Origin of the sequence: Streptomyces sp. NPDC048436, from assembly GCF_043200355.1 — a bacterium.
Taxonomy (GTDB): domain Bacteria; phylum Actinomycetota; class Actinomycetes; order Streptomycetales; family Streptomycetaceae; genus Streptomyces.
Window position 1 is genome coordinate 1 of sequence record NZ_JBICXP010000008.1, and the last position, 16,488, is coordinate 16,488.

Consider the following 16,488-nt stretch of genomic DNA (forward strand, 5'->3'; position numbering starts at 1 on the left):
AGCGTTGTCCGGAATTATTGGGCGTAAAGAGCTCGTAGGCGGCTTGTCACGTCGGTTCCGGATTCTCCTTTCGCGCGTCCCCGCGCGAATTGCCGCCCTCCGGGCGGGAGTTACTGGGATTGCCCTCCGGGCAATCCCAGTAACTGTTTCGACTTCCAGTCGAAAAGAATTCCTGACTCCGTCGAGAATTCCCAATGCGCAGCATTTCGGATTGACTTGACCGTCCGTCATATTCGAGTACTGCACCTGGTATTCGAGGTGATGCCCTCCGGGCATGTGGGTGCGGGAATTCCATTCCCGCACCGTGATACAGAATACAGATTTCCGGGGGAAGGTGAACTCCCGGAAACCATCACGGTGTTGGCCCTCCGGGCCAACACCAGGCGTATACGCACACAGACGCCCTCCGGGCAGCGCCTGCCCCAGGCCACGAGTTGGGCCCGCTGGCCCTCACGGGACCACACAACCGGCCCCGGACTGGCTCACCGAACAAGGCCTCGTACGTCCACGTCGGCGGCTGCCACATGGCGGGCAAGCAGTCCTCCGGCGTCACGCAGGACCAGGCGCGGCGTGCCCTGTACGAGCGGGTCGGCGCCTGCCCGCACTCCCGACACGGAGTTCAGCGTGCTCGACTGGGCGGGCGCACCGCGCGGGGACTCGGCAACGGTGGCCCTATATCTTCCGCCCGGGGGAGGGGGCCAGTCTCGGATGCAGCCTGCCTGACCGGGGCCAGGCTGGAGTCATGCGAGCGGCCCGATAGTGGTGCATCCGCCGCTAAGTTCCGGCGGCCGGCGGGTGACTGTGCGCGGGCAGGTCCTCGGCCTCGCCCATTCGGATGCCGACGTGGTCGAGTTTCCGCGCCGTGCCGGTCTGCCGGACGCGGAGGCCTGCTCGATGATCCGGCATGGGTGAAGTGGCGGGGCGGGCTGGCTCATTGGTACGAGGCGGTCTGACAGGAAAGATCCACGGAGAGCCGGGCCTCAGGGATGCAGGTTCTACGCGCTTCCCTGCCTCCGCGATTTCTCAACGCGTTGAACCCACCACTCCGTCAGCTGCTTTGCCAAGGCGGACAAGTGATCGATGAGGTCTCTCACGTCATCTACTGAGAGAGGTGTGCAGACGGGGAAATCTTCATTCTTGGTGAACCGCATAGCTTCGTGGAAAGGATCGTGTGGGTCACTTTGGTTAACGGCCCACACACCGTGCACGTAGCCGTGCCGCCTCGCCATCAGCGGGCCGACTTGGTCAAGGAGCGCTTCCAGCTCCTCTTTCTCGGCTTCCGTGACGTTGCGGTTGGACTCCGCAGCGCTTTTCGCCCGTTTCACCAGATCGCGGCTGCTGGCGCCAAACTTATTCGAGTCGGGCGCGAAAGCCTCTGACAGGTGATTGATCAAGAACTGCAGTCGCATCTCAAGGATCGCGGCCACGTGGACCATGAACCCTACGAACGCATACAGCTCCATCCTGCCGTGCCAGACGAAATCGCTCGGTGGGTGTTGCCCTTGCCGATCCAACGAGGGGACCCGAGCTGTGAGATTGGCGAGGAGGTAGGCGGCCGCCTCCCGGTCGAGATCACCCCTATCGCGAACCGACGCGAGGAGTGGCAGGAGATCGTGCGCCTCCGCGAGGGTGAGCACGGGGAGTAGTACGGCCCGCGGATATTCGGCGGTAGCGTCGTCGTCGAGGTTCACGGCCCACCAACGAGGTTTCCCTGATTCGCGTCACGTGCGCGCGCCTAGGCCGTGTATCGAAAGTGGATCTTGGGACTATGGATGATGACGGTTCATGGGTCGGGGAGATCTCACGGACGAGCAGTGGGCGGTGCTGGAGTCGTTGTTGCCGCAGGGGAGGAAGGTGGGGCGGCCGCCTGTATGGCCTCGGCGGCAGTTGATCGACGGCATACGGTTCCGGGTCCGTACTGGTGTTCCGTGGCGGGACATCCCTATCGAATACGGGCCCTGGAACCGGGTCTATGACCTGTTCCGTCGATGGCACGCAACGGCACCTGGCATCTCATCCTCACCCGCCTCCAGTGCCTGGCAGATGCGAAGGGCGCGATCACGTGGGACCTGAGCGTCGACTCCACGGTCTGCCGCGCCCACCAGCATGCGGCCGGGGCTCGCAAGCAGGGTGATCTGCAGAAGGAACCGCCGGGTGGCGTGTTCACCGAGCCTCGTGATCACGGGCTGGGGCGCTCACGCGGCGGGTTCACCACCAAACTCCACCTGGCCGTCGAGCAGGGCCAAAAGCCCATGTCGATCGTGGTGACCGCTGGGCAGCGCGGGGACTCGCCGCAGTTCGAACCCGTCCTGGAGAAGATCCGCGTGCCCCGCATTGGGCCGGGGCGGCCACGTGCCCGTCCCCATCGAGTCCGCGCTGACAAGGCATACGCCTCCCGCAGAAACCGCGCTTACCTGCGCCGCCACGGAATCCGCTGCACTATCCCCGACAAAGCCGACCAGGCGCGCAACCGCCTCAAGCGTGGATCGCGTGGCGGCCGGCCGCCGAAGTTCGACAAGGACGACTACAAACAGCGGCACGCGGTCGAGTGTGGGATCAACCGCCTCAAGAGGCACCGCGCCGTCGCCACGCGATACGACAAGCTGGCGGTTCGCTACGAGGCGACCGTCCTCATCGCTGCCATCAACGAGTGGCTGTGATCAGCACCTCCACAGCCGTCCTACGCGACCCTGACCACATACTTGCCCTGGACACCGCCCGCTTCCAGCGCCTGGTGTGCCGCTGCTGTCTCCTCCAGGGGGAATACCGTGTCCACCGCCGGGCTTAGCTTGCCCTCGACCACATGGCGGGCGAGGTCGTCGAAGTCCGCCCGCGTGGGGTTGCCGCTGAAGAAACGCACCCGGCCGTGTCCGTGGACTGTGCTGGCCGCGAGGTAGCCGAGCGACGCCGCGGGCCGTTTCAGGTCGAAGGCGATGGTGACCATGCGCCCGCCCGGATTCAGCAGGCGCCGGAAGGCCTGCAGGTCGGTCCCCGCGGTGTCCAGGACCACGTCGAAGCGGCCCAGTTCCGCCGGCCGCACGGTCCTGTGGTCGACGGCCTTGTGCGCGCCGAGCCCGCGGACGAAGTCGAGGTTGGCTGCACGGGCCAGGGCCGTGACCTCGGCGCCGTACGCCAGTCCGAGCTGGACGGCGGCGTTGCCGACACCGCCCGAAGCACCCCGGACGAGGAGTCGTTCGCCGGGGCGCAGCCCGGCTTTGTCCCGCAGCGCGGTGATGGCCGTGGTGGCTACCGGCAGCGCGGCGGCGTCCACCAGGTCAAGGCCGTCGGGGAGCCGGCCGACCCGCTCAGCGGGTACGGTCACGTACTCGGCGGCGCTGCCGAGTACGGAGGTGCGGCCCAAGACCCCCCATACGCGGTCGCCTGCCGCGAACCGGGTGACTCCGGCGCCCAGTGCGGCGACCTCGCCGGTGAAGTCCAAGCCGACGCGCTTGGGGAATTTCCGGCCGGTCATGAGGCGGAGACGGCCGGCACGTGCTGCCAGTTCGCCGCCGTTGACGCTGAACGCGCGCACCCTCACAAGGACCTCGCCGGGGGCCGGCTCAGGGCGTGGCACGCAGCCCGTGTAGAGCACATCGGGGCCGCCATAGCGGTCGTAGAGCACTGCCTTCATCATGCGGTCGTTCATCGTTCTGCCTTTGCCGCCGGGGGCCGTACAGGGATCTGGCATCGACCGTAAGCTCTTAGGTGGACGCAATCGTCCACTTGGACCGGAAGCGAGAGACAGTGATGGCGGAATCCTCTCGGATCACAGCCCGGGACGGGGTGCGGGCGGATGCCCGGCGCAACCGAGAGCGCGTCCTCGTCGCCGCCCGTGCGGTCTTTGCGGAGCACGGGATCGACGCCCCGATGGCGACCGTGGCCCGACGGGCCGGGGTCGGCGTGGCGACGCTGTACCGGCATTTCCCGACCCGGGACGCCCTGGTGAGAGGCGCGTTCGCGCAGCAGATGGAGACCTGCGCGCGGGCGCTCACCGAGCGCTCTGGCCGCCCCTGATCCGTGGCAGGGCTTCCAGCAGCTGGTCGAAACGGTCTGCGCTCTGCAACGGGAGGAACGCGGGTTCCCGGCCGCGTTCGTCGCGGCCTTCCCGGAAACCGAGTCGGAACACGCGCAGTCCCGGCAACGAGCCGAGCGGGACTTCACGACTCTGGTACGCAGGGCCCAAGCGTCGGGCGCGCTACGGACCGATTTTCACCCTTCCGACCTCGCCGTGGTCCTATTGGCACACTGCGGTCTGGCGACCGCCCTACCGGATGACGGTGCAGCGTCCCGGCGCCTGGTGGCCTATCTGCTCCAGTCGTTCCGCACCGACCCGACCAACAAACCGCTGCCCCCTCCGGCTGCACTGACACTGCGCAGCCTCCCGATTGCAACAGACAGTCCCCAGGGGCAACGACCCTCCCGAGCCTGACAAGAAACGGTACTTGCCGCAGAGCACATCCAGCCCGATAACTCCACTTTCGCAACAGGCCCTAGTGCGTGACGACGTCGTACACCCGGCCCCACGCAGCGGTGGCGGGCGTGGTGCGCAGCTTCTCCCGCACCCCCACACCGGCGAGGACGGCCCGCTCGTACTGCAGCCGCTCTCACGGCGTTTCACCATCCCGCGGCAGCACGGTGTAGACGAATGATGCGCAGTGATCGAAGGGCGCCATACCGTTGACCCTGTGGTGCATGCCCGAGCTGCGCATGTAGAGGTGGACGTCGCACCGTGCGGCAACGTCGTGGTCGCTGACCTTCCAGGTGAGTTCGACATCGCGGCCCGACCGGCGAGGGGATTCGGCCTCGTAGTTCGGCAGCATCCACCAGGTGAGTTCACGGTCCTGAGGGTCGGTGCCACGGCACTGGAACGTCACTGTGTCCCCCGGGTGCAGAACTAGCCCGGTACGGAGCCAGGCTCCATGCTCCATCGGGTCTTGCGGAAGGTTACTGATGCAGTTTCCGAAGCTGTCCGTGACGCTGTCGATGCGGGCGAAGTAGGTGCCCACGGGGTCCCGACTGCTCATGTAGATGGTCACCTTGTTCCGGATCTCGCCAGCAATACCGCTGAGCAGTTCCTCTTCAAAGGGCAGCAATTCCCGGCTATGGGCTACGGAATTCCGCATAGCCTCGAAGCGCTTGAGGAGACCCAGCGTCTCAATCTGGTCGCCCAGCGCGGGCTTGAAGTGCTCCCAATGCTTCTTCAAGATGCCGATGACATCGAAGAACTGGGCGTAAGCCAACTCGTTGCCCGGCGCGAACGAGGTCCCCCGCCGCGTGCGGCGCCCCGTCTCCTCCTCGCGGATCTGCCGCAGCTTCTCCAGCTTCTCGGCAGTGAACACCTGAGAGATCCAGTCCTTGCCGATCTGCGTCGTGAGTACCGTGGTGATGAGATCCCTCAGCGCCTGCTCGCACGTCGCCAGCGCGGAGGCCGGCGAGAACTGCGGCATCGATCCTCCCCTGTCCCGTTCCCCTGCCAGGAGCCCCATCATCCTTGGCTCTGTTCGCGCACGTCACCCGGTTTTGCACACACGACCCGGTATATGAGCGCGGTGCACTGCTCGTCGACGTCGCGATGCGGATCGTCAGTCCGGTCACCGCGCTGCCCGGCTCGGATGCGGGCGAGCCGGCGGGGGCACGTCGCCCTGTGCGCAAGAGGTGGGCGCGGCACGGGAGAGCGGACTGAGTCGGTCAATGCACCGCTTGGTCGGTGCAGTGGTGTTCGACATGATGCGCTGGGCTGGTATTCGAGGATGACGATGCGGCAGGCCGCCTCGACGGCGGCGCCCCGGTCGACCAGTTCGCGGGCACGGGCAGCGAGGCGAGCTGGTAGCGGGAGTAGCGGCGGTGCCCGCCCTCGGAGCGCAGCGGGGGGGATCAGGCGGGCCTCGCCGATGGCGCGCAGAAGGCCCTGGGTCGTACCGAGCATCGCGGTGGCCCGGCCCATGGTGTGGCGGGATAGTCCTCGTCGTCGAGACGGCCGAACGAGTCGTCTGCGGTCATTGCGCCTCTCTCTAAATCGCTTGGAACACACTGGAGGAGCCCGGGTGCCATGCGGCACCGGGACCCGAAGGAACTGCTACACCATCTGCCAGGCCTTTTGTTGCGCTGGCCTTCTGTGTCCGCATGCCCACCTGGGAGCAGGGAGGCAATGTGGATTCGGGCTTGTCCACGTACCGGCCGAGGGAAACTAGTGGCAGATGAGTCGCACCGCACGTCCAGGTGCGCAGTGGGGAGGAGTCACGGTGGCGTTGAATTGGGACTTGATCGGCACGGGGGACAGCGAGGCGCTGCTGCGGCCGCGGGATATTTACGCGGGGCTGGCCAGCCGGCCGTGGCCGTATCTGCGCCATGAGCAGGGTGAGGTGCTGGACAAGTGGTTCGACCGGCGTGAGCAGCGGGACGTGGTGATCAAGCAGAACACCGGCGGGGGCAAGACGGCCGTCGGTCTGCTGATCGCCCAGAGCACGCTGAACGAGAACATCGGCAAGGCCGTCTACCTGACGCCGGATAACTACCTGGCCAAGCAGGTCCGTCAGGAGGCAGCCAGGCTCAACATCGCTACCGCGGACGATCCGTACGACCCGGTGTTCCTCGCGGCCCAGGCCGTGCTGGTGACGAACTACCAGAAGCTCATCAACGGCAGGTCGGCATTCGGTGTCGTCGGCGACGGCAGGGAACCGGTCGAGCTGGGGATCGTCGTCGTTGATGACGCGCACGCCGCGCTGGCCCGGACCGAGGACCAGTTCCGGCTGCGGGTGCCCGCCGAGCACGAGGCGTACCGCGAATTGCTGGAACTGTTCACGCAGGATCTGCGCCATCAGTCGGCGAACGCCTGGGCGGGGCTGGAGGACAAGGACCCCACTGCTCTGGCGCCGATCCCGTTCTGGGCGTGGGCCGACAAACGCGACGAGGTGCTCAAGATCCTGCGCCCGCACCGCACGGAGCGGGCCTTCGAGTTCGTGTGGCCGCTGCTCGCCGAGGTACTGCACCTGTGCACGGCGACGGCAACATCAGCGGCGATCGAGATCAGGCCCTCGTGCCCGCCGATCGACCGCATCACCTCGTTCGTGCGCGCCCGCCGCCGGGTCTACCTGACCGCGACGCTCGCCGACGACAGTGCCCTGGTCACCGACTTCGGCGCCGACCCCAGTCTCGTCGCCCGGCCCGTCACTCCGGGCAGCGCCGCCGACCTCGGCGAACGGATGATCCTTGCCCCGGTGGCACTCAACCCCGACCTGGACGACGAGGCCGTACGGGTGCTGGCCCGCCAGTTCGCCGACGGGGACCAGGACGGCGACGGCGTGGCCGAGACGGAGCCGGTCAACGTCGTCGTGCTGGTGCCCGGCGAGCGGGCTGCGGCGCCATGGGCGCGCCACGCGCACCACATCTGGCGGGTCGGCGACCTCGAGACGGGCGTCAAGGAGCTGCAGGCCGGTCATGTGGGCCTGGTGGTGCTGGTCAACAAATACGACGGCGTTAACCTGCCAGCTGACGCGTGCCGTCTGCTCATCCTCGACGGGATTCCCCGGCCTCTGGACGCGGTGGAGCGGCGGGAGGCCGTCGCGCTGGCCGACAGCACCGTCCGCCTGGCCCGCGAGGTCCAGCGGATCGAGCAGGGCATGGGCCGGGGTGTGCGCGACGGCGAGGACTACTGCGCGGTCCTGCTGATGGGCGCCAAGCTCGCTACGGCGATCCACGACACCCGCCACCTGGCTCTGTTCTCCCCGGCAACACGGGCGCAGCTGAAGCTGAGCCGGGACATCGCCGGCCAGATCAAGGGCGGGGGCCTGAACTCGGTGCGTCAGGCGCTGCAGGCCTGCCTGGAACGGGCCCCGCAGTGGAGAGAGCGCAGCAGGCGGGCGCTGGCGGAGGTGCGTTACGCCGAGCACGGCACAGTGCGCCCGGAAGCCGTCGCGCTGCGGGAGGCCTTCGATCTCGCGGCCACCGGCCGGGCCCCGGCCGCGGCCGAGCGGGTACAGAAGGCGGTGAATGCCCTCGGCGAGAATGACAAGGCGCTGCGGGGCTGGCTGCGGGAGCAGAAGGCCGCCTACCTGCACCTGACCGACCCTGTGGCCGCCCAGCAGGCCCTTGCCGGAGCACTGAGCGACAACACGTTCGTCCTGCGGTCGGTGAACGGTGCTGCTCCCGTGCGGCTCAAGGCGGCCGCGGTGCAATCGCGTGCCGCCGCGGAGTTCCTCGCCGGCCGCTACCGCGACGGCGTGAGCCTCAGGCTGGGTGTGCAGGCGCTGTTCGAGGATGTTGTGTGGGGTGAAGAGGAGCGCTCCGATGACGCCGAGGCATCCTGGCAGAGTCTGGGCGAGCACCTCGGGTTCGCCAGCACGCGGCCGGAAAAGCTGTACGGCACGGGCCCGGACAACCTGTGGGCGCTCTCGGCCACGCAGCAGGCCGTCGTCGAGCTGAAGACGGGATGCACCACCGGCACCATCGCGAAGAAGGACATGGACCAGCTCGGCGGCAGCATCCGCTGGCTCAACGATCACAACGCGGAAGTCGAGGCCGTGGCGGTCATGCTGCATCCCAGCCGGATCAGTGACGCCAAGGCCACCGCAGTGCCGGGCATGCGCGTCGTCACACCGGCCCTGTTCGAAAGGCTGAAGGAAGCCGTGACGAGTTACGCCTCCGCGCTCGCCGCCAGTCCCGACCGATGGGCGGACGAGCAGGCCATCCGGGAACAGCTTTCGCACCACAAGCTCACCGGCGACCGCTTCTTCACTACCTACGCCGAACCGGTCCGCACTCACTGACCTACAGCTGAGCCGTGCCCCGTTCGTGCCGCAGACACCCCACAACTGTGCTGGCGCGGCCGCCGCTCCCGGTGACGGCCGCGCACACCAGGCGCGGCGCGGTTCGGGCGGTTGTGCTCTGCACGACGAGGGCCCGGATGCAGCCGAAGCCCAAGGCCGCTCCGTACGCAGCGGTCCGTCATGACGCCAAGGGCAGCATGACGCGCGGGCGGTGAAAGTACGGAGCTCGGGGAGCCCCTGGCTGCGCCTCCCCTTCAACAAGTCTGCTGGTAGGGGACGTCGGGGAAGAACCTCTCCCACGCGTTGGGGGGTAAAGATGCTCCGGCGCGTGCGCAGATCCTGTCGAGGGCGCGGGTGGGGTCGATGTTGTACTTCTGCCACCGCACATGTTCACCCGCGGTGTACAGAGTGCTGCTGTCTGGGCTGAAGGCCAGGGCCAGGATGCTGTCGCCAGGGGTAGGCAGGGCGGGGCCAAGGGGCTGTTGTGAACTCACGTCCCACAGTTGCAACGTGCCCTGGCTGCCGGCGACGGCGAGGGTTGTACCGTCTGGAGAGAAGGCCATTGCGGTCGCTTCCTCAGGTTCGTCGGCAGCGGAACGGGCGAGTGTGCTGTTCAGTGCGCCCAGTCGCGTGCGGAGTGCGCCATCCCACAGGAATACTTTTCCCCAGGGTTCCACCGCGGCGATACGGGCAGCGTCCTGACTGAATGCGAACAGGCAGTCGAGGCACACGCCTCGACGGTCAGACAGCGCTTTTCCGTTTGACACCTGGACCAAAACACCGGTTGCTGTCAGCAGCTTCGTGCCGTCAGCGCTGAGCGTCTCGAGCTCTTGAGACTCGGTGGTGCCGCCGTGGTTCACGCCGGGCAGGGTGCGTAGCTGTTCGCCGCTGCGGGCGTCCCAGACCTTGTTGGACAGGTTCCCGTCTGTGGTTAGCACCCGCTGGCCGTCCGGGCTGAGTGCCATGGCCAGGAAGGCGGAGTCTGTCTCGTGGGTGAAGGACGTGAGCTGCTGGCTTCTCTTCGTATCCCATACGCGGATCCGAGCTGCGCCGTCCCAGGGGGGTGTCTCGCCGTGGCCGTAGGCGAAACGGCTCCCATCGGCACTCAGCGAAATCAATGGAATAGGGTCCGCCTCGCCCTCAGCAGGGACGGGCCGCTCCAGCCCGGGGAGGCGTGTCATGGTCTTGCCGCTGTGCCCGTCGTACAGGGTGAAGTGGTCGGTGCGGGTGCCTGATCGGGCAAGGGCCAGCGTGCTGCCATCCCTGCTGAACGTGGCGTCCGCGACGGGTTGCGCACCCCAGGATGGGGTGAGGGAGCGGCCCAGATCGAGCGTATGCACCACGGTTCGGGTACCGGAGGTAGTGGAGCGGTTGTAAGCGGACCCGCCTGTTGCGTACCGGATCGCTTGGGACCTCATGTCGATCCCGACGTCGTCGGAGTACACGTACTCGTCGGCCAGGAGGTGGTGGAAGACCATGGCGGCGGACCGGTCGAGGCGCCAAAGGCGCATCTCGTTCCTACTCGCGCCTGCCACGAACTTCCCGTCGTGGCTGAAGACATACCGCTCTGGGGATGTCTGGCGGAGTCGGGGCAGTTCCTTTCCGGAGGCGAGCTGCCAGCGTCGCAGTCCCCGCTCATCTGCCACTGCCAGGGTGTGTCCATCTGGGGAGAACAGTAGGCCCGCTTCGGCTGTTGGGCAGGGCACCTTCGTGATCCACTGAGAAGTCAATCGGCGGTTGTGATTGAGATCCCACAGCTTGACGCGGCGGTCTTTGGCGCAGTGGGCCAGCAGCCGGCCGTCCGCGCTCACGTCCACCGTGTCCCCCGCATTGTCATCCGGGACGGATTGGCGGATCAGCTGCCGGGCAGTGTGCGTGTCCCACACCTCTATGAGGTCGCCGCCGAGGTCAAAGATCACCGCTCGACCGCTCTTGCTGAATTCTGCAGAGTTCTCAACGGCGGAATGGGAGGGACCGAAGGCGGGACCGCGGTAGCGTCCGGCGCGGATGTCCCACAGCCGTATCAACCCATTGAAGGTGGGGAGAGCGAGCATCCTGCCGTTGGGGCTGTGCTCGAAAGTATTGCCTGTCTCGAGATCCGCGTCGCGCGGCAGTCCACGAAAGGTGCCCGTCACTCGGCCTGTCTCTGCGTCCCGCACTGTGATGCGGCTGCTCCCAATGCGGGTGAGGGTATGTCCGTCATCGCTCAAGAACTGTTGGTCGTCGGTTACTGACGGCTCGAACCTCGCCCGCTCCCGCTGCTCCAACGCACCCAGGAGCGCCGACTTGGACTCTGGAGTATGGCGCAATGTCCAGGCGGCGGCACTGAGCTGGAGTGCCAGGCGGGGATCAGAGGAGCGAAGGCCGTTCGCCAAGGTAGCGGCCTTGCGGGCCGCAGTGAGGACCTTCTGCTGGTCGCTTCGCTGTTTCTGCTGCCAGGCGACGACACCCGCCAGCAGAGCGAGCACCACCACAGCGGACAACGAGCCGACAAGCGCGCGCAGTCGGCGTGCGGCCCGCCTCGCCGCCTGCCGCTCCTGATCACGTGCTGCGGCACTTGCGGTGAGGAAGTCCGCCTCCAACACCGTGAGGGCAAAGTTATGCGCGGGCGGGGCGAAGATCTCCTCGGCGGTGGCCAGGCGGGTGCCGCGGTACAGGGCCCCCGGGTCGCGTCCGAGATCGTCCCAGGCGCGAGCCGCCTCGGTCAGGCGGCGGTGGGCGCGCAGGTGCTCACGGGTCTCCTCGATCCACCCAAGCAGCCGGGGCCAGGCGGATATCAGGGCCTCGTGGGCGAGGTCGACGGTGTCCTCGTCGAGGGTGAGCAGCCGGGCGCCGGCCAGCCGGTCCAGGACGAGGGCGATGTCGTCCTGGGAGGCGGTGCCGAGGTCGAGTTCGCTGCGGTCGACCGGGCGGCGGGTGTCCTGGGAGCTCTCGCCGGGGGCGATCAGCCGCAGCAGGATCAGCCGGGCCAGCTCCGTGTGAGTAGGGGAGAGCCGGGTGTAGATCTCCTCGGCAGTCTGCGCGATGGCGCCGTGCATGCCACCCGCCGTTTCGTATGCCTCCATGGTGAGCGCCCGGCCGCGGCGCCGCCGCCAGGTCTCCCGCAGGGCGTGGGAGAGCAGCGGAAGGCCACCCGGCTCGCCGCCGGTCTCCTCCACGAGGCGGGCGGTCAGCTCGCGTTCGACGATCAGTCCGGCCAACTGCGCGGGCCTGACGACGGCTTCGCGAAGCTCGGCCGGGCTCATCGGGCCCACCAACAGGTTGGCCTCGGCCAGGGCGTCTGCGAGCTCACGGTGCTCGGCGCAGCGTCCGTAGAAGTCGGCGCGTACACCGAGGACTACGCGCAGCCGGCTTGCGGGCTCGGCGGCGGCCAGCAGACGGGTAAGGAAGCCCACCCGCTCTGCCGTGTCGCGGCAAAGGGTGAAGACCTCCTCGAACTGGTCCACCACCAGCCAGGTATCCCCCTCGCCCGGGGCTGGTACGCACACCGTGTCGTGGGTGCGCAGCGGATGCTCGCCCGGGGTGAGGATCCGCACCGCCGCCGGCCGGTGCGGTCCGTCGAGGCTGCGCAGGCGGGGGACCAGCCCCGCCCGCAGCAGAGATGACTTGCCGCTGCCGGACGGCCCGAAGACCGCAAACACGCGGTGCTCCGTGACCGTGCGGACCAGTACGTCGGTCACCTCGTCCCGGCCGAAGAACAGCTCCGCATCGCCCACGTCGAAGCGGGCCAGACCACGGTAGGGAGAAGGGACGGTCTCGTCCGCTACGAGGTCGGCCGCCCGGGCCTGCTCTGTGACCGCCTCGCGCCAGCGCTGCTCCCACGCCTGCTCCTGGCCGCCGCACGCCCGTACATAGGCCAAGGCCACCGTCAGGGAGGGCAGTTGCTCTCCTCCGGCCGCTCTCGACAGGGTGGAGACCGAGACCTCCACCTGCCGGGCCATCTGCCGGTAGGTAATCCCGCCTGCTTCCTGACGCAGCTTGCGCAACTCGAACGCAAACCGCTGAACCGGACCCAGCCCCGGATCGATGTCCGTCTCCGGACGCCCCATACCGCTTCCCTCCCCCGTACCGCCCCGTGACCAGCAGCGGCGTCTCATCCCAACACGCGCCCCACCACCGTGAAAGACACCATCTCGCCAACCCGGGCTTGTGACCTGCTTTGTTTCACGCCCGGGACACGGCTGTGCAACAACCCCCAGCCCGATGAACTCGATACCGAACCAACCGAACGGCACGCCCCGGGATCCGGCGGCGTGCGGCCTGGGCACAAGCCGTGCCCGTGAGTAGGCCAGGGTCCGCTGCCGTGACCGAGTGGCGCGGCCACGCCCTCCTGATCAGCTCACCAAGCCAATTTGGGCTCACCAATGCACCAGTCGATGGGAGAGAACCGCTGATGATGACGTCCGCGATGCGATCGAATGGCCGGGCCAAGAAGACCCTCGTAGCACTGGGATTGACGGGGGCCAGCATTGGGCTGGCCCTGGGCGGAGCTCCGTCCGCCTCTGCCGCAGTCGCCCCGCCAGCGAATGCCGGTACGTGCACGTTCGCCGATCCGATCACCGCGAAGAGTGCGAAGGTAGACACAATCAACATCGAGCTGCGATACAGCACCTCCACCCGCTGCGCCTGGGGACGAATCACCAACGCACGGGTCGGCGACGCTGTATGGACTGATCGTTCGTCCGACGGCGGGAGGACCTGGGAGAAGCTGCCCGAGGTGAAGGTCACCAGCGGAACGGACACGCACACCGCCTCGTACTACGACGGCGGTCACCTCATGCGTGCCTGCGCCTGGAACCACAGCACGGGACACCGGAACTGCACCGGCTGGTACTGAGCTTGACATTGACCCACTGAGCTCGGCTGGAAAAGTTCAGCAACCGTATTCCTATCGGTCATGAGGACGGTTCTGGTCGAACAGGATGCCTGGCCGGGTGATCTCGGCTGGGTGGGTGCACGAAAGCAGGGCCTCTGGTGCAGCACGAGGGTTGTTCAAGCCAACTCGTGAGACCGGAGGCCCTGTTGATGCAGTTGTACGCGGTTTCGTCCTTCGAGTTCAACTCGGCGCCGTCGGCGTGCGATTGCCTCGCTCAGCTTGTTCCTTAACCTCGTTCGTCACGTTCGGTGAGGGGGCGGGGGCATCGGCCACTGGCCAGATGAGCTGTTGTCAGACCACGCTGCTACGTTCCCCACATGATCAAGCATGTCCGTTCATCGGCAGTGAGAAGCAGAGTCTGCACGCCAGCCTCGACCGGCACCGCCATGCGGTCCTCTGGAAACTCGAAGAGCTGGACGATGACGCATTTCGGCGGCCGATGACTCCATCAGGGACGAATCTGCTGAGCCTGGCGAAACATCTGGCGACCGTCGAGTACGGGTGGTTCTGCACGACCTTCGGACGCGAGACCGAGCCGTTTGTCGGCGACGCTTGAATCGTGACCCATTTCCGGCGGTTGAAAAGTGACCCCCATCTGGTCAGTTGATGTCGGTCATTCCCCGGTGTTGGCTGCGGCAACCCGTCCGAGGTCGCGTCCGCGCATGCGGTAGCTGTCGCCCTCGAGAGAGACCACTCAGCGCGGTGGACGAGGCGGTCGATCATGGCGGCGGCAACGGTGTCGTCGCCGAAGACCTCGCCCCAGCGTCCGAAGGGCTTGTCGCTCGTGACGTTCACGGACACGCGTTCGTATCTGCCTGAGATGAACTGGAAGAACAGGTTCGCGACCTCGGGCTCGAACGGGATGTATCCCACCTCGTCGACCACGATCAGCGGGATCCGGCCGAGGCGGATGAGCTCGTCGCTGAGCCGGCCGGCCGCGTGGGCCTCGGCGAGGCGGGTGACCCACTGGGCGGCGGTTGCGAACGCGACCCTGTGACCGGCCTGACAGGCTCGGACTCCAAGCCCGGTTGCCAGGTGGGTTTTGCCGGTTCCGAGCCCCAGGAAGATCATGTTCTCCTTCCCGACGACGAAATCGAGTGTCCCGAGGTGAGAGATGACCTCGCGTTTGACCGACCGCTGGTGATCGAAGTCGAAGTCCTCGAGCGACTTGCGGGAAGGGAAACGGGCCGCGCGAATGCGGCCCTCGGCGCCGTGGGAGTCGCGGGCAGCGACCTCTCGCTGCAGGCAGGCGGCCAGATACTCCTCATGGCTCCACTCTTCCGAGCGGGCCCGTTCGGCGAGCCGGGCGGCCGCATCTCGCAGCGCAGGAGCCTTCAACGCCTTGGTGAGGTAGATGAGTTCGGAGGTGACGTCGCGGTTGCTGCCTGTCTGCTTTGTGTTGCTCGAGCTCATCACGCTGCCCCTTCACCGGTGGTCAGTCCGCCGTCGATAACGCCGAAGATGCGGTCATAGGAGTCGAGCGATCGCTCTTCGACCTCCGTGAAGTCCGCGGGGGCCTGCTTCGTGGCGGCCTTCCTGCGGCCTGCCGCGGCAGCGGCGGCGTGATCGGGATTGGTGATCGTCTGGTGACGAGCCCAACTACGGGCATGCCGGGCGACTTCGACGCCGTCGCAGGTCACCAGGACCTGTTCCAGGTCGGCAGCGACCTCGACTCGTCGGCCGATGGCCAGCGGGTGGACGGAGTAGTCACAGGTGTCCAGGCGGACATAGTGGTCCCTGGGCAACCTGAGTGATGTCTTCCACCAGCCCGGCGGGGCGATGGGCGGCAGCGACAGCATCCGAGACCGGTCGGCCTCGAGCCGGTCGGAGGGCCGTGCCTGCAAAGTGCGATGGACGCGCCGGTTGGCCTTGGTGAGCCAGTCGGCCAGCTGGACGTTGAAGTCCGCGGCCGAGGTGAACACCCGCCCCGGCAAGAACGATGTCTCCAGATAGCCGTTCGCCCGCTCGACCAGACCCTTAGCCTCGGGATCCCGCGGCTTGCAGAGCACGAACTTCACCCCCAACAGCCCGGCGAAGGCGGTGAGTCGTGGGCCGCCGGACCGCCAGGAGCCGACAGCTCCCTCGTTGTCCCAGACCAGCACCCTCGGGACGGCTCCGAGGTCGGTCAGCAGCCGCCAGTGCCCGGCGATCAGGTCAGCCGCCGACCGCGACGGCAGCATCCGGGCGGTGATCCACCGTGAATAGCCGACCACCATCACCACTGCCTGCTGCACGCCTGCCAGTTCCTGGCGCAGGCTCTCCGGGTCCGCGCCCTCGTCCTCATGGTCTGCAGCGTGACATGCCATCGGTCTGCTGCCGTTCCGCTCTGGAGACGGGGCAATCAGCGCGGCATACTCGAATCCTCATCCCGGGGGGCAGCCATGCAGTGCAGGGGCAAGAGACGCAGATGGCTGGCGCTGGGCTGGCACCTGTTGGCGCTTGAACGGGTGCTCGTCACCGATCGTAACGATCACCTGGGTTCTCTGGGAGGTGTGTTGCCCGGGGACGGCCTGCCTGAGCAGTACGTGTACTACTGCCCGGTGCCGGATTGCGCTCTCAATGTGACCCGCACATGGCACATAAATACGCCGGGCCGGGCGGCGCAGCAGTGTGATCATCCGCCTGAGGACCGCGCCGTCTTTCACTTCAAGAAGGACGAGGTCACCGTCGATGCCGACTACCAGCAGACCCGCGCCGAGTGCTACCTCTACATCTGCCCAGGCAGATTCTGCGGAGGGCCGGCCGAGCGTCGCGATCAGGACGCCGCCAATCTTCGGTGCACGAGTGAGGACCACGGCGATGACACGCACCGGGCCATGGCCCGCGCGGTTTCCGCATAGGAGATGA

General features: G+C 67.1%; 8 protein-coding genes and 6 pseudogenes. 7 read left to right on the forward strand and 7 right to left on the reverse strand.

Annotated elements, in window-relative coordinates; all coding sequences use genetic code 11:
* Window positions 1-759 precede the first annotated feature (759 nt).
* Window positions 760-953 (forward strand): annotated as a pseudogene (locus ACGFX9_RS26015) (hypothetical protein).
* A 42-nt stretch (window positions 954-995) separates the two neighbouring features.
* On the opposite strand, the gene ACGFX9_RS26020 reads toward ACGFX9_RS26015, so the two are convergent.
* Entirely contained in the window at window positions 996-1,691 is a 696-nt protein-coding gene (locus tag ACGFX9_RS26020) for a hypothetical protein (RefSeq protein WP_393476632.1), read from the reverse strand.
* Window positions 1,692-1,785: 94 nt separating this feature from the next.
* Between ACGFX9_RS26020 and ACGFX9_RS26025 the strand changes: the two genes are divergently transcribed.
* A protein-coding gene (locus ACGFX9_RS26025) for an IS5 family transposase (RefSeq protein ID WP_393476635.1) occupies window positions 1,786-2,660 on the forward strand; the annotation gives its coding sequence in 2 pieces (ribosomal slippage) (window positions 1,786-1,999 and window positions 1,999-2,660; 876 coding nt in all).
* A 20-nt stretch (window positions 2,661-2,680) separates the two neighbouring features.
* On the opposite strand, the gene ACGFX9_RS26030 is transcribed toward ACGFX9_RS26025, so the two are convergent.
* Window positions 2,681-3,646: an NAD(P)-dependent alcohol dehydrogenase gene (locus ACGFX9_RS26030; RefSeq protein WP_393476638.1), complete on the reverse strand. Its 966-nt coding sequence runs from the start codon at window positions 3,644-3,646 to the stop codon at window positions 2,681-2,683.
* A 101-nt stretch (window positions 3,647-3,747) separates the two neighbouring features.
* Here ACGFX9_RS26030 and ACGFX9_RS26035 point away from each other — a divergent pair.
* A pseudogene (locus ACGFX9_RS26035) lies at window positions 3,748-4,429 on the forward strand (TetR/AcrR family transcriptional regulator).
* Between the two features lie 175 nt (window positions 4,430-4,604).
* Here the strand turns inward: ACGFX9_RS26035 and ACGFX9_RS26040 are convergent.
* Together ACGFX9_RS26040 and ACGFX9_RS26045 are read right to left on the reverse strand one after the other, a co-directional pair.
* The gene (locus tag ACGFX9_RS26040; RefSeq protein WP_393476641.1) at window positions 4,605-5,447 is read right to left on the reverse strand and encodes a hypothetical protein; all 843 of its coding nucleotides are present in this window, start codon (window positions 5,445-5,447) and stop codon (window positions 4,605-4,607) included.
* 290 nt (window positions 5,448-5,737) lie between these two features.
* Window positions 5,738-6,000: pseudogene (locus ACGFX9_RS26045) on the reverse strand (MerR family transcriptional regulator); the annotation flags it as partial.
* Window positions 6,001-6,242: 242 nt separating this feature from the next.
* On the opposite strand from ACGFX9_RS26045, the gene ACGFX9_RS26050 reads away from it, so the two are divergent.
* Window positions 6,243-8,765 (forward strand): DEAD/DEAH box helicase family protein, encoded by a 2,523-nt coding sequence (locus tag ACGFX9_RS26050; protein WP_393476644.1) that lies wholly within the window; start codon window positions 6,243-6,245, stop codon window positions 8,763-8,765.
* 254 nt (window positions 8,766-9,019) lie between these two features.
* Here the strand turns inward: ACGFX9_RS26050 and ACGFX9_RS26055 are convergent, their stop codons facing one another.
* Complete coding sequence (locus tag ACGFX9_RS26055; RefSeq protein ID WP_393476647.1) at window positions 9,020-12,814, reverse strand: helix-turn-helix domain-containing protein; 3,795 nt, start codon at window positions 12,812-12,814, stop codon at window positions 9,020-9,022.
* A gap of 359 nt (window positions 12,815-13,173) precedes the next feature.
* Between ACGFX9_RS26055 and ACGFX9_RS26060 the strand changes: the two are divergent.
* Both ACGFX9_RS26060 and ACGFX9_RS26065 read left to right on the forward strand, forming a co-directional pair.
* A pseudogene (locus ACGFX9_RS26060) lies at window positions 13,174-13,467 on the forward strand (DUF2690 domain-containing protein); the annotation flags it as partial.
* A gap of 454 nt (window positions 13,468-13,921) precedes the next feature.
* A pseudogene (locus tag ACGFX9_RS26065) lies at window positions 13,922-14,182 on the forward strand (DUF664 domain-containing protein); the annotation flags it as partial.
* Between the two features lie 212 nt (window positions 14,183-14,394).
* Here ACGFX9_RS26065 and istB read toward each other — a convergent pair.
* Window positions 14,395-15,054, reverse strand: a pseudogene (istB, locus tag ACGFX9_RS26070) (IS21-like element helper ATPase IstB); the annotation flags it as partial.
* On the reverse strand, window positions 15,054-15,947 hold the full coding sequence (locus ACGFX9_RS26075) for a DDE-type integrase/transposase/recombinase (protein ID WP_393476649.1): 894 nt from the start codon (window positions 15,945-15,947) through the stop codon (window positions 15,054-15,056). The gene ACGFX9_RS26075 and the pseudogene istB, both read right to left, overlap by 1 nt.
* 141 nt (window positions 15,948-16,088) lie before the next feature.
* Between ACGFX9_RS26075 and ACGFX9_RS26080 the strand changes: the two genes are divergently transcribed.
* A complete protein-coding gene (locus ACGFX9_RS26080) occupies window positions 16,089-16,481 on the forward strand; it encodes a hypothetical protein (protein ID WP_393476652.1) in 393 nt (130 codons plus the stop codon).
* The last annotated feature ends 7 nt before the right edge of the window (window positions 16,482-16,488 follow it).

Bases quoted from the DNA above. Each gene is read 5' to 3' on its own strand.
- ACGFX9_RS26055 (WP_393476647.1), bottom strand. From the start codon at position 12,814: ATGGGGCGTCCGGAGACGGACATCGATCCGGGGCTGGGTCCGGTTCAG.
- ACGFX9_RS26040 (WP_393476641.1), bottom strand. From the start codon at position 5,447: ATGCCGCAGTTCTCGCCGGCCTCCGCGCTGGCGACGTGCGAGCAGGCG.
- ACGFX9_RS26030 (WP_393476638.1), bottom strand. From the start codon at position 3,646: ATGAACGACCGCATGATGAAGGCAGTGCTCTACGACCGCTATGGCGGC.
- ACGFX9_RS26075 (WP_393476649.1), bottom strand. From the start codon at position 15,947: ATGGCATGTCACGCTGCAGACCATGAGGACGAGGGCGCGGACCCGGAG.